Raw genomic sequence first — 11,970 nt, 5'->3', positions numbered from 1 at the left:
TCATTGATCTGGCATTCATCGCACCGGATATCGTCAAGTCCATCATGACCGGTGATCAGCCAACTGGCCTGACATCCAAATGGCTGGGTCAAAACCCGCTGCCATCAAACTGGCAGGCTCAGCGCGAGATTGTTGCGCGCCTTTAACTCCATACTCAAATCAGCATCCCGCACAATCCATTGCCGACTTCTTAGCTCGTCATCTCCCTTTGAAGTCCGGTATGCGGCAGCGATTCAACTTCAAAGCGATGCTTTTTGCATCGCAATTCCCAAACTGTCAGTCCGAAAAAACCTGACAGAGACGTTCTCTGTTTAGAGAGCCAGAAATGGCAAGAATAGGAGTCTCTGTTATCTCTACAATGCCGCAAGTCATTGAATAGTCGACGCTATCTCGAAGAGATGTGCTGTCGTGTGGAACTGGGAAACTGAGTGGCTGTGCAAGCAGTTATCTGTGAACTAGTCTCTGTTCTGATATCCTGTTATTCCTGTTTTCCCTGTTTTATGGGAATTAACAGGGAAATCTCGGTTTTACAGGCAGTGTCTGCCATTTATCCTCCAAATAACCACGAATATTCAATGGCTTGGAGCTAAGTTCTTTGCTGTGTAGTGCAGGAGAAATTTTTGAATTAGCAGGGAAGCTTACCCAAATAACAGGCAAAAAATTGTCGTTAGCCGGGATCGCATTGTCGTTAGGTGGGATTGGATTGTCGTTACGTGGGATCGCATTGTCGAAACGCGGGATTGGATTGTCGTTAGATGGGATCGAATTGCACTTAAGCGGGATGCGATTGCTGTTTCGCGGGATCGAATTGTCGTTGGCTGGGATGGGATTGTTGTTTGGTGGGATTACAATTTTGTATCCGGATAATTAAGCGCTGGATATTGCTAAGGCTGAGTTTGGTATATTAAGAGGTGGATGACCTTAACCAACAGTTATGGCGGAGTTTTGGGCACATTGCATCATCGGAATGCTGGGATCACTTTGGCTAGGTTTGCCCACACACAACGGTCGCGTGTGACGTGTCGATGGTTTTATAAAATCCCTATTATGCAGCCAGTTGACCCTTTGGATGAATGTCGGGTAATCTAAACTTCGAAGCTTCAGAAAATGAGCTGCTATTGCAAACCTAATTGTTTTTGAGTTATCCGCGTAAATACCGACACCAATCATTTGAGCAGCAATAAAATGAAGTATAATAAAATGGCAAAAGATACCACCGTTCCCAAGATCAATTCCGTCTTTATCAAAAAGAGACGTGAGCGGAATTTTTTAGTCTTAGTGGTTCTTTTTGCTCTAGTTGGCGGGATTTTTGCCAGTAGCTTCACACACATTCAAAAAGAAACTAACAAAATTTCGATCATCAACTGAAACTTATATGTCGAGTCAAAAATAATTAGGCAATCCATTATTTTTGTCAGCGTTTGTGCGCTTGCTAACTGAACACTAAAGAACACATCGGTAGTGGCCTTAGTTCTGCACTAAACTAACCCATAAGTTAGGGTCTGATCCGGACTGTCGTTTTAAGTAGTATAGTTCGGCATCTTGCCAAAGCATGACGTTCTGCTCCACGTTATCTAGGATGTAATCGCCTCTATCTGTGACAACAGTCAGTACGGCATGTCCACCACCTTGGGCATCCCGGGCAACAGTTATAAGTAACGATCCAAGAGGGTAGCCCATTTCATTCAAAGTTTTTCTTTTTTGAAGAACGTAGTCTTCGCAATCCCCAAAATTTGTTGGGTACTCCCACAGTTCTTCTACTCCGAATATTTCTGGATCAGTTAATGGTTCGACGGTACTATTTACTTGATAGTTCACATTAACGATCTCGTTCCATCGTTGTTGCGTTAATTCGATTATCGAACCACCAGCTGGCCGCGCACAACGCTCTTGATAACGCTTGCAATATTCAAAGTAACCAATTGGTATTGTCGTCTGATCAAACGTGCGCATACTGAGGCTAGTTCTTGTCTGACTGGGATTGAGATGGAAAGCGTTGGCATTTGCTGACATCGTTGAGCAAATCATAATTGTGGTCATCACTAGTGCGCGCAGCATAATTCTATCCTTCATCCTGTTGTCAAGTTGGAGGATATTCTAAAAATCTGAAAATCTAGCAAAAACAATCGCTTAAATTAAATGAAAATGCAAAATAATTTGAATGAAAATGTTTACTATACTGATGACTTGCGTATCTCCGTCACCTGTCTTGATTTGAGAAATCTCTTGAATGCAAAAATTGTTTGATCGCTGACATGGTGTTCAATACCTTCAGCATCTATCTTTGCAACTTCGGAAGGAACACCAAGCGCCGTTAAAAAGGTTTCTACGAGTGCATGGCGCTGCCGACAGTATTTTGCCAACTTAGAGCCCTTATCGGTCAGAAAGACCCCTCGATAGGGCCGTTGAATTATCATTTTTTCTGCAACAAGCCGTTTTAACGTCTTCGATACTGTCGGCTGGGCAACACCAAGCTCTTTGGCTATGTCAACTTGGCGAGCCTCGCCATATTTCTCGATCAGATCAGCAATTAGTTCAACGTAATCCTCCACAAGTTCTAAGCGACGATTGTGGCGGGTTTGACGAAACCCATGAACCTGCAGTTCGCTCTCGTTGAACTTCAGTGCTTTCGCGGTAGTTTTTTTCATTTTCAGTCATCTCACTGAACAAAATGCTACAAGTATTTGGGTGAATGTCACAGTAAGCAATGATACCAAGGCTATCAAGTTTAATAGTTTCCGTATAATATAGCCATTGCTATAATTATAATAAGAAGCTAATTAGCTCTTCCATCGACGCACCCACTACCGGCGCAATAGAAGTAAATGAACGCTCAATAAGCGTTTAGGCATAGGTAAGGAGTTAATGTGAACGGCAGTGAAATTTTTAGTATGACCGAAAGCATGTCACCAATTGCACTGGGATTTTTAGGGAGCCTGGCTGCCGGACTTATGACCAGTATTGGAGCTTTACCGGTTTTGTTTGGTAGAACACCATCACAAAAATTGCGTGATGTTGCCCTTGGTTTCGCAGCAGGAGTTATGCTTGCTGCTTCATTCTTCTCATTGATTATTCCAGCCTTGGATGTGGCGGAAATCCGATATGGTGATGGTGCTACGCCTGCGTTTATTGTGTGTGTGGCCATCTTGATAGGTATGGGTGCGGTAGCGTTGATGAATGAATTGATTCCGCATGAACATTTTAGTTCAGGACGAGAGGGACCCGAGGCCGCTTCACTCAGGCGGGTATGGCTTTTTATTATTGCGATCACTATCCATAATGCTCCAGAAGGACTTGCGGTAGGAGTGTCATTTGGTGCAGAAGGATTTGAAGGCGGGTTTCCAGTAGCACTGGGTATCGGGTTGCAAAACGCGCCCGAGGGACTCGCCGTTGCCGTTGCTTTACTCGGTGAAAAGTACACAGCGAAACGAGCATTTCTAATCGCAGCGCTTACCGGTTTAGTCGAGCCCATAACCGGCCTCTTTGGCGCCAGCGTAATCGTATTGGCACAACCCCTATTGCCGTGGGGGCTCGCTTTCGCCGCTGGCGCAATGCTCTACGTTATTAGCCATGAAATTATCCCTGAAACTCATCGTAACGGACATCAGAACCACGCTACGATGGGACTGTCGGTCGGTTTAGTCATCATGCTCTTCTTAGATGTGTGGCTCGGGTAAGCGGGCCGTCAGATTGATGTACCTGGATTTTGGTGTCCAATCTGAGACGCGTTTTCATGCCTGTGTTCTGCTTTTTCAAATTCCAAGGTGGTGTGATGGATTCCAAATTTCTCCTCAAGTGTGGCTTTTATGTCAGATTTAATGTCTTCGAGCTTGTTGAAATGATCCGCAGTTATAACAACGTGGGTGTCAAGCGCTGCTTCATCTTCCTCCATCTGCCAAAAATGAACATGGTGTAATTCCATCACGCCATCGATCATCTCTATCGAATTCACGACTTTCTGGGTATCAATATCTGGTGGGCTACCGAGCATGAGTATTCTGATTGGCCCGCCAATCTCTGTGAATGACAAATAAAGGATGTAGGCGGCAATTCCGATGGTGATCGCAGGGTCAACCCATCGCACATCATAAAGAAGTATCAAAGTGCCGCCAACGATGACTGCAATCGATGCTAAGGCATCAGACAAATTATGCAAAAAGAGCGCGCGAATGTTAACACTTCCCTTTTGCATGGAGTAGGTTAGCATTGCTGTTAAAGTATCAACGGCCAGTGCCACACCTCCTAAAACGACCACAGTCCAGCCCGCTATTTCCGGCGGATCTATTAGACGCATCACTCCTTCATAAACGAGATAGAATCCGATGAGGATGAGAGATGTGTAATTTATCAAAGCCGCGACAATTTCGACCCGCCCATAGCCAAATGTCATTTTACTATCTGCGGGACGGCGCGCAATTTTGCGCGCGGCAAAAGCTATGATCAGCGACGCCATGTCCGAAAAATTGTGAATAGCATCGGCAACGAGAGCGAGACTACCGGAGAGTATCCCTCCAATAATCTGAGCTACCGTAAGCAATCCGTTGGCGAAAATTGCAATTCCTACGCGTTTATCGCCAGAACTTGCGTCAATATGCGAATGATTATTCGGCATAACCTCTAATCTTTCATTTGGTAGAAGCACATCATACCATCAAATTTATGATCAACGAGAATTATTGTAAAACGCAGTGAAAACTCGTAATCGTTATTTCTTCCATTGAATACTAAGACGCCAACACGTCATTGGTTCCGACTAAATTCCTTAACCTAAAAAAACGCTTGAACCTCTACCAGCTTTAGGTTCTAGACAGGCCTTTATGAACTTATACCCAGATTGCTGCGTCGTTGTGCGCTTAGATGAAAAATAGGATGTTAGGTAGGTTCAACACAATAGTTGATTCTCGAGGAGCATTTACACGCTAATGAATATTGACAAAGAAAATGCAAATTGGCGCGCTTTTCTGTACCTCTTTTTTGCCTGGCTTGTGGCGTTGGTGGCTTCGCTTGCTGCGCTGTTCATAGGTGAAGTACTCGGCCAAACCCCGTGCAACCTGTGTTGGTTTCAGCGTGTTTTCATGCTTCCATTGCCCATTATTCTTGGAATAGCAGTTTGGAAATCTGATTGGGAAATCTGGCGGTATTGTTTCCCATTATCAATCATTGGTTTGCTTGTCGCACTTTACCACTTGCTGCTTTATGCCGGGATTTTACCAATGCCCATCGTGCCCTGTAAGGCAAGTGGCCCTTCATGCATCGGTAACTCGATGCTGGTTTTCAGCATCCCTTTGCCAGGATTGGCTGTGGTCGCTTTCGCATTAATTTCAACGCTCCTTTTAGCCCTTAGAAAGGCAATTAAATGAACAGGAAAACTCTAATTGTAGGTACTGTTTTAATCTCAGTCGGTGTGTTTTTGGTTGGCATTTGGATTGTCTTTCAACAGGGCATTGAGCAGCAAATTCCGAACATGGCAAACAGTCAGGTAACTCAGAATGCGCAAAGTGCGGATTCCAAAAGTGCGCAGTTTGAGGAGGTGCTGGTGCGAAAATATTCGCCAATTATGGGCGCGGAAGATGCACCGGTGACCATTGTTGAATTTTTTGATCCGGCGTGTGAGGCTTGCCGCGCATTCTATCCGACTCTCAAACGTATTATGGCTGAGTTTCCGGATGATGTAAGGGTTGTCGTGAGATATACACCCTTTCATGGTGAAGCGTCTGAGAAAGCTATTCTCATATTGGAAGCCGCACGATTACAAAATCTTTTTATTCCAGTTAAAGAGGCGCTGCTTAACAGCCAAGAGGAGTGGGCATCACACGGTGCTCCGGATAGCGACTCAATATTAGCGATCGCTGCCAATGCTGGGCTGAATTTGGAAGAGGCCGCGACACAAATGAAGTCTCCCAGTGTAATTGGTGTACTCAATCAGGATCGCAAAGATGTGGAAACTGTCGGAGTGCAGCAGACACCAACCTTTTTTATAAACGGTGAACCGCTGTCTCAATTCGGCGCAAACGAACTTGTTTCGCAGGTTCGCAAAGAAGTTGAGAAATCGCGCAATCAGAGTGAAAGTGGAGAAGTAAGTGATTAAAAATTTATCCCGAACCTCAAAAATTTTGAGCACACTTTTTGTAGCGTTCTCGCCATCAATGTCTGTGGCTGAAGATATGATTCAGAGTGGAAGGGTACAGGTGCAATCTTCGTGGGCAAGAGCCAGCGTCGGCACGATGCGGCCCACTGCAGCTTATATGACATTACAAAACACAGGGGATCAGCCCATTGTTGTAAGTGCGATTGAGTCAGAAATTTCTGGTAAAATTTCTATGCACCAAACAGTGGTAAATGCTGAAGGCATAAGCACAATGAGACCTTTAAAAAGCATCGATTTAGCTCCGGGCGAGAAATTTGAATTCGCACCCGGCAATCATCACATTATGATTATGGAGCTGAAGAAGGCACTTGTGAAAGACAAGAAATTTTCTTTGAAGCTGGTATTTGAGGATAAGTCGGAAAAAATAGTTGAAGTTCCTGTTCTGGGCATGGGGGCACGGAGTCTAGGTGAAAAATGAGGTCGATTGTCAAAACGGTTGGAGCCACAATCGCAATCTTATCCGCTACATTGGCGTTAGGGTGGTGGCAAGTTGACGGGCCCTTCGAAATGCGAACGGAACAAAATTTTCGTTCATCGCTTTCGAATATGAATTTCGAAATGACAAGCCATTTGGGAAAGGTAGTTTCACCAGAATATCTGGTAGGCAACCCAACAATGTTTTTTTTCGGCTTCACTTACTGTCCCGATGTTTGTCCGACCACCCTTGCTGAAATTTCTACATGGATTGAGGAGTTAGGGGATTTAGCGAATTCCCTCAATGTCGTCTTTATTACAGTTGATCCAGCTCGTGATGATGTAAAGACTGTCGCTGAATACCTATCCAATTTTAATTCCAAAATTGAGGGGTGGATTGGCAATTCGAGTCAGTTGGCTGCTGCAGGCAATTTTTTTGATGTTACATATCAGCGCAAGGAGTCGGAGGACGGCACATATACGATGGATCATTCATCAAGTGTCTTTTTGTACCGCTCCGATGGTACTTTTGCGCGTACGATTGATTATCATGAGCCTAGAGAAGTTGCTGTTCCAAAGATTAAGCGGACGATATCAGAGAAATAGATAACTGCCTACTGGCAGATCCGATGTACATGGTCGCAAAGTCGGCGAAGTACCTTCATAAATTGAAAGAGCAAGAGTATGAAGTTTAAATCTCGTGCAAAACGGTCTCTCGCCGCATGCTTCCTTTTTGTTACATTTATGGCACCTGGTAAGATTTGGTCAAATGAGACTACCGGCTCGAAAACAATACTCAACAATGAGATAGCAGTAGAACACCTTGAAGTAATAAAACCCTTGCGGGGATCGCAATACGCCCATGGATATTTCACAATATGGAACGGGACAGACACGAATATCTATTTAACCCAGATTACAAATGGCACGGGTCGGAATTTTAACATTCAAAAATATGAAAAAGAAAGTCAGGAACCGAAATGGCAAAATATTGGGATGCCGAAGCTGATCCCGCCTAAAAGCGAATTTGTGGTCGCATCAGGTTTATTCCGTCTTGTTGTTGATGCATTGGCTCTCAGCAATAGTGAAAACGATAAGTTGGATATGCGGTTTCAATTTGCCAATCAAGATTCGATTGGCGCATCTGCCCTAGTTTTGCCGTTTGGCACTGATCCCACAGATCATCACCATGGTCTAAATGACGATGGCTAGAATATTCAACATGCTTTGCGACATAGGCAATGCTGTGATTTCATTTATGGCACAGCTTAACTTTCACGTAATTGTTAACTGCGTGTTGACAATGCTTAGTGTATGAGAATCCGATGGCTGTACGAAGTTCAAATACTCTGTTGTGCGCACTTGTGCTATTGATGGGCATGATCTTCACTGTGCATTCTGCAATACGAGCGTCTGTATCTCTTGTGGTAAACCATGTTGAGTTTGGGGGTAGCTCACAAGCAGACAAGGTTTTTGATAATCAATCACAAATGGATTTTGATGGTGCCGAAAATGACCATTGCGCTATCCACGCTGTATTTATTAAGCCCGAAGACACCAACCAAAAATTGTTGATCAATTCGCATCTTGAAATTGCAACAAATTTAAAATTTCCGTTTTTTGAGAAGCGCTATAACTTGTTGCGTCCTCCAAAAGTCTAAAAATCAATTTCATGCAGGCCGGTGCTACCGGAGAACTTTTATTGATTTTTGGAGATACATCATGATTACGCGCAGATTTGTGCTATTCAGTTTTGCGGCATCAACTATTACACTGCGCCCAACTGGCATATTAGCGCACAAAAAAGAGGTTGAGCTCGACCCTAAGTATATCCCCCAGTTGGTCAGATACTCTGGCTATGAGGCAGGCAACATTGTCGTCGATACTAAAAACCACTTTCTATATCTTATACTCAAAAAAGGCGAAGCACTGCGTTACGGTGTCGGCGTCGGACGGGCTGGTCTTAAATTTAAGGGTAAAGCCACTGTTGGTCGCAAGGCAAAGTGGCCACGTTGGACCCCGACCAAAAATATGATTAAACGAGAACCGCAAAAGTATGCTCGTTTTGCGGATGGAGTACCCGGAGGACCAGCTAATCCATTGGGTTCAAGAGCTCTATATCTGTACCAAAATGGTAAGGACACACTTTATCGCATTCATGGCACCAACCAACCAGCCACAATTGGTCGCTCTGTGTCTAATGGATGTATTCGCATGCTCAATGCACACGTCGAAGACCTGTACGAGCGTGTTTCAATCGGCTTTCAAGTCATAGTCGTCTAGTTTCAAAAATTAGACCACATTTAGTTAACTAGCCGCGACTGATGAAGAAAGATTGCGGTGCAATTCAGAGTAATCACTATGATTAAGCGACGTCAATTTCTGTTAGGTTCAGCCTCACTATCTATAATACCTCTTTCTGCGTGTTCGACGACCAGTGATATCCCAAAACCGGTTGTTGAAGATGAAGCGCAAATTCCGTCAAACTATCAGTCCATGTACGGCCCGCTCCTACAGGAGCGCTTTCCTATTCCCGGGATTGATCTCACCAAAGTATCCCGTAAATTTTGGCGCCGCCAGGTAGATTTTTCAACCGAGTATCCGGTTGGATCAATAATTGTAAATACAAAGTCATTCTACCTTCATCTGGTGCAGCCTAACGGGAAGGCAATGCGGTATGGCGTCGGTTTGGGACGTCAAGGCTTTGAATGGTCAGGCGACGGAATAATTCAGTGGAAACAGAAATGGCCGACATGGACACCACCGGCAGAAATGATTGCGCGACAGCCTGAACTAGAAAAATGGAGCGCAGAAAATGGCGGGCAGCCGCCCGGGTTGGGCAATGCACTGGGCGCCAGAGCGCTATATATTTTTAAGGACGGAAAAGATACTTTATATCGCATACACGGAACGCCGGAATATTGGACAATCGGGAAGGCAGTTTCCAGCGGATGTGTCAGAATGATCAATCATGATGTTATTGATCTCTATCAGCGTGTCTCAGGTAAAAATCAATTGATTGTTATCTAAAAAGATCATGCCACAAAGTTGGCCGCGTTCCTTCAATCGGGTATTCGGAAATGAAAATTCGCACAGGACTTCATATTTCCTTGCTATTGCTTAACACTGTATTCCTTTCAGGTTGTGTAAGCAATACATTGGATTTGACAGATAGGGGATCGATCTCGATCCCGGCAAAAGTGATTGCCGATATGCGTGATAAAGGGATGTCGGCAAAAGATCCGGTGTTAGTTAGAATTTTCAAGAAAGAAAGTGAACTGGAGCTTTGGAAGCGTAACAAATTCGGAGAATATACGCTGCTGCGCACATATCCGATGTGTCGCTGGTCGGGGAAACTCGGTCCCAAAAAAGCTGAGGGCGACCGGCAGGCTCCTGAAGGTTTCTATGAAGTGAACTATAGCCGTCTTAATCCGAACTCCCAGTATTACCTCTCATTCGATTTGGGTTACCCAAATAAGCTAGAGCGGGCCAAAGGTTACACTGGCACAGCGCTTATGGTCCATGGCGCATGTTCTTCTTCAGGATGCTTTGCCATAACAGACGAATATGTAGCAGAACTCTACTCCATTGTGCGTGAGTCTCTCAAAGCAGGGCAAACAGCATTTCAGGTCCAATCGTACCCCTTCAGAATGGAGCCCGAAAATTTGGCTGCTTATCGTAACGATCCGAATTTTGATTTCTGGCTAGATTTGAAAAAGGGTTATGATTATTTTCAAGTCACCCGCCAGCCTCCAACCTTTAATTTTTGTGAAGGTCGCTATCGGTTCGGACATTTGGCTGAAGGCGAATTGCCTGAAAATGTATTGGACAGTTGCCCTACGTTTGCACCTGCGCCAGAATTGGTAGCGGCAAGGACTGCCAATGATTTGAACGCTGTGACATCATTGTTGATGCAAGGTTATGCCAAGACATATGCCTATTCTGATGGTGGAATGCATCCGAAGTACCGCAACATTTTGCAAGAAAAGGGAGCAGACTTTTTATCCAAGCGCACGTCCTCTTCAGAAGTGCCAGTTAGTAGACCAAAGGCGGCGCTTTCTGATCCATTCTTGCCCAAATAGAATTAGCTTTAAGCGTTAAGGAGCCAAGATAGAGGGACGATGAGTGCGAGCAGAACCGGTTGGTGGACGAGGTAGATTGGCAAGCTTTTCTGGCCGGACCATGCGATAAATTTCGTAAAAGGATTTTTACGAATACTTAGCGGCAAGGAACTGCTCTTTGTTGGAAGCTTGAAGAACCTTGCAAAAGCGACGCCCAGAATGCTGAGGCCGACCCAAGGAAAAAATGGTACAAAATCATTGCTGGGAGGTGCATTCTCATAAAAGCCGATCCAGGCAAGCCAGCGTGTGTCGAAAACCTCGGATCGGAAAAACTGCGGCAATAGGAATGACAGCGCTCCTGCTACCACAACGAAAAGCAAGGGTAGTCGTAGAAATAGTACGCCGACCAAGCTTGCCGCAGCAATAGCGTGCAAAATACCGTAGAAGATAAAATGATTAGGGAATGCAAACCAAGTCACCACACTGATCGTAAACGCTGCAAGTACCACAACGGACAGTCGATTAAGGAATGCTTTTACTTTAAACGTTCGCTGGTGTGCAAGCACCAGACTGACCCCGACAAGAAACATAAATGTTCCCGCTAGGGAACGGCCAAATCCCAGCCAAATCGGGTGGAACGCAATACCCGAAATGAGACCCGTAAATTCGAGATCCCATACAATATGGAATACAACGACGCCAAGGATCGCTAATCCTCGTATGAGATCAACTTCGATTAAGCGCGAAAATTTGTCTGTCATATTTTTGGAGAAGCCGAGTCAAATTTCAGTAATTCACTTATTTTACAGGCGCGTATGAATTGAAAATTTTCGTCGTTTGGTTTTTTTTAAACAACACTACGTCATACTGTTCGCGTTGATTTTCCGGCCCCATTCCAGGGGAGCCGTAGGGCATTCCCGCGACACCGATTCCGATTGCAGCAGGGCGTTCGGAAATCAATCTTTGGATATCAGCAGCGGGCACGTGCCCTTCAATAATATAACCATTGATTTCAGCGGTATGACAAGAAGTGAGTTCCTGCGGAACTCCTTTTTGGAGCTTGAACTGAATTAGGTCAGCGGGGTGAAGCTCTTCGGAAGTCACGCTAAACCCTTGATCTGTCAGCAAATCGGCCCAAGCCGAACAACAGCCGCAACCGCGACCCTTGACGACATGTATTTTAGGATTGATTTCGCTTACTGCTTTTGTGGTCCAAGCACATAAGAATGCGCCCGATCCTATCATCAAAGTTCGTCGAGAGATTTCCATGTTATGTCCTCACTTTGTCTCACTAATAATGTGATGAGCAAATTGGTTGTGTCCAATGCGTTGATACTTTTTCTAAGC

The 11,970-nt window shown here is 44.8% G+C and carries 15 protein-coding genes; 10 read left to right on the top strand and 5 right to left on the bottom strand.

What is annotated here, in order from left to right:
• Positions 1–1,467: 1,467 nt before the first annotated feature.
• Complete coding sequence (locus tag SU32_RS15945) at positions 1,468–2,058, bottom strand: transglutaminase-like cysteine peptidase (RefSeq protein ID WP_054000380.1); 591 nt, start codon at positions 2,056–2,058, stop codon at positions 1,468–1,470.
• 116 nt (positions 2,059–2,174) lie between these two features.
• A complete protein-coding gene (gene mntR, locus SU32_RS15940; RefSeq protein WP_054000377.1) occupies positions 2,175–2,648 on the bottom strand; it encodes a manganese-binding transcriptional regulator MntR in 474 nt (157 codons plus the stop codon).
• Positions 2,649–2,867: 219 nt separating this feature from the next.
• Between mntR and SU32_RS15935 the strand changes: the two genes are divergently transcribed.
• On the top strand, positions 2,868–3,677 hold the full coding sequence (locus tag SU32_RS15935; RefSeq protein WP_245625559.1) for a ZIP family metal transporter: 810 nt from the start codon (positions 2,868–2,870) through the stop codon (positions 3,675–3,677).
• Positions 3,678–3,685: 8 nt separating this feature from the next.
• Here the strand turns inward: SU32_RS15935 and SU32_RS15930 are convergent, their stop codons facing one another.
• Complete coding sequence (locus SU32_RS15930; RefSeq protein ID WP_054000375.1) at positions 3,686–4,612, bottom strand: cation diffusion facilitator family transporter; 927 nt, start codon at positions 4,610–4,612, stop codon at positions 3,686–3,688.
• A gap of 310 nt (positions 4,613–4,922) precedes the next feature.
• Here SU32_RS15930 and SU32_RS15925 point away from each other — a divergent pair, with 310 nt between their 5' ends.
• From SU32_RS15925 to SU32_RS15885, 9 genes are all read left to right on the top strand, one after another.
• The gene (locus tag SU32_RS15925) at positions 4,923–5,360 is read left to right on the top strand and encodes a disulfide bond formation protein B (RefSeq protein ID WP_054000374.1); all 438 of its coding nucleotides are present in this window, start codon (positions 4,923–4,925) and stop codon (positions 5,358–5,360) included.
• The gene (locus tag SU32_RS15920) at positions 5,357–6,088 is read left to right on the top strand and encodes a DsbA family protein (protein WP_054000373.1); all 732 of its coding nucleotides are present in this window, start codon (positions 5,357–5,359) and stop codon (positions 6,086–6,088) included. The genes SU32_RS15925 and SU32_RS15920 overlap by 4 nt, the downstream gene beginning before the upstream one ends.
• The gene (locus SU32_RS15915) at positions 6,081–6,566 is read left to right on the top strand and encodes a copper chaperone PCu(A)C (RefSeq protein ID WP_054000372.1); all 486 of its coding nucleotides are present in this window, start codon (positions 6,081–6,083) and stop codon (positions 6,564–6,566) included. The genes SU32_RS15920 and SU32_RS15915 overlap by 8 nt, the downstream gene beginning before the upstream one ends.
• Positions 6,563–7,168: an SCO family protein gene (locus SU32_RS15910; protein ID WP_054000371.1), complete on the top strand. Its 606-nt coding sequence runs from the start codon at positions 6,563–6,565 to the stop codon at positions 7,166–7,168. Before SU32_RS15915 ends, SU32_RS15910 begins: the two co-directional genes overlap by 4 nt.
• Before the next feature lie 78 nt (positions 7,169–7,246).
• Complete coding sequence (locus SU32_RS15905; protein WP_054000370.1) at positions 7,247–7,774, top strand: hypothetical protein; 528 nt, start codon at positions 7,247–7,249, stop codon at positions 7,772–7,774.
• Between the two features lie 113 nt (positions 7,775–7,887).
• Complete coding sequence (locus SU32_RS15900; RefSeq protein WP_054000369.1) at positions 7,888–8,223, top strand: hypothetical protein; 336 nt, start codon at positions 7,888–7,890, stop codon at positions 8,221–8,223.
• 61 nt (positions 8,224–8,284) lie between these two features.
• Entirely contained in the window at positions 8,285–8,845 is a 561-nt protein-coding gene (locus SU32_RS15895) for a L,D-transpeptidase (protein ID WP_054000368.1), read from the top strand.
• 78 nt (positions 8,846–8,923) lie between these two features.
• Complete coding sequence (locus SU32_RS15890) at positions 8,924–9,592, top strand: L,D-transpeptidase (protein ID WP_054000367.1); 669 nt, start codon at positions 8,924–8,926, stop codon at positions 9,590–9,592.
• A 50-nt stretch (positions 9,593–9,642) separates the two neighbouring features.
• Complete coding sequence (locus SU32_RS15885) at positions 9,643–10,644, top strand: L,D-transpeptidase family protein (protein WP_054000366.1); 1,002 nt, start codon at positions 9,643–9,645, stop codon at positions 10,642–10,644.
• An 8-nt stretch (positions 10,645–10,652) separates the two neighbouring features.
• On the opposite strand, the gene SU32_RS15880 is transcribed toward SU32_RS15885, so the two are convergent.
• A complete protein-coding gene (locus SU32_RS15880; protein ID WP_054000365.1) occupies positions 10,653–11,384 on the bottom strand; it encodes a heparan-alpha-glucosaminide N-acetyltransferase in 732 nt (243 codons plus the stop codon).
• A gap of 37 nt (positions 11,385–11,421) precedes the next feature.
• Entirely contained in the window at positions 11,422–11,892 is a 471-nt protein-coding gene (locus tag SU32_RS15875) for a DUF411 domain-containing protein (RefSeq protein ID WP_054000364.1), read from the bottom strand.
• Between the last annotated feature and the right edge of the window lie 78 nt (positions 11,893–11,970).

The organism is Ahrensia marina, assembly GCF_001293565.1.
Classification (GTDB): Bacteria; Pseudomonadota; Alphaproteobacteria; order Rhizobiales; family Rhizobiaceae; genus Ahrensia; species Ahrensia marina.
Note: the sequence above shows the minus strand (reverse complement) of the source record. Positions and strands in the feature narration are given on the sequence as shown.

Excerpts from the sequence above, each read along its gene's own strand:
- SU32_RS15885 (WP_054000366.1), top strand. The coding sequence starts at position 9,643 with ATGAAAATTCGCACAGGACTTCATATTTCCTTGCTATTGCTTAACACT.
- SU32_RS15945 (WP_054000380.1), bottom strand. The coding sequence starts at position 2,058 with ATGCTGCGCGCACTAGTGATGACCACAATTATGATTTGCTCAACGATG.
- SU32_RS15925 (WP_054000374.1), top strand. The coding sequence starts at position 4,923 with ATGAATATTGACAAAGAAAATGCAAATTGGCGCGCTTTTCTGTACCTC.
- SU32_RS15880 (WP_054000365.1), bottom strand. The coding sequence starts at position 11,384 with ATGACAGACAAATTTTCGCGCTTAATCGAAGTTGATCTCATACGAGGA.
- SU32_RS15900 (WP_054000369.1), top strand. The coding sequence starts at position 7,888 with ATGGCTGTACGAAGTTCAAATACTCTGTTGTGCGCACTTGTGCTATTG.
- SU32_RS15890 (WP_054000367.1), top strand. The coding sequence starts at position 8,924 with ATGATTAAGCGACGTCAATTTCTGTTAGGTTCAGCCTCACTATCTATA.
- SU32_RS15895 (WP_054000368.1), top strand. The coding sequence starts at position 8,285 with ATGATTACGCGCAGATTTGTGCTATTCAGTTTTGCGGCATCAACTATT.
- SU32_RS15905 (WP_054000370.1), top strand. The coding sequence starts at position 7,247 with ATGAAGTTTAAATCTCGTGCAAAACGGTCTCTCGCCGCATGCTTCCTT.
- SU32_RS15930 (WP_054000375.1), bottom strand. The coding sequence starts at position 4,612 with ATGCCGAATAATCATTCGCATATTGACGCAAGTTCTGGCGATAAACGC.
- SU32_RS15875 (WP_054000364.1), bottom strand. The coding sequence starts at position 11,892 with ATGGAAATCTCTCGACGAACTTTGATGATAGGATCGGGCGCATTCTTA.
- SU32_RS15910 (WP_054000371.1), top strand. The coding sequence starts at position 6,563 with ATGAGGTCGATTGTCAAAACGGTTGGAGCCACAATCGCAATCTTATCC.
- SU32_RS15920 (WP_054000373.1), top strand. The coding sequence starts at position 5,357 with ATGAACAGGAAAACTCTAATTGTAGGTACTGTTTTAATCTCAGTCGGT.
- mntR (WP_054000377.1), bottom strand. The coding sequence starts at position 2,648 with ATGAAAAAAACTACCGCGAAAGCACTGAAGTTCAACGAGAGCGAACTG.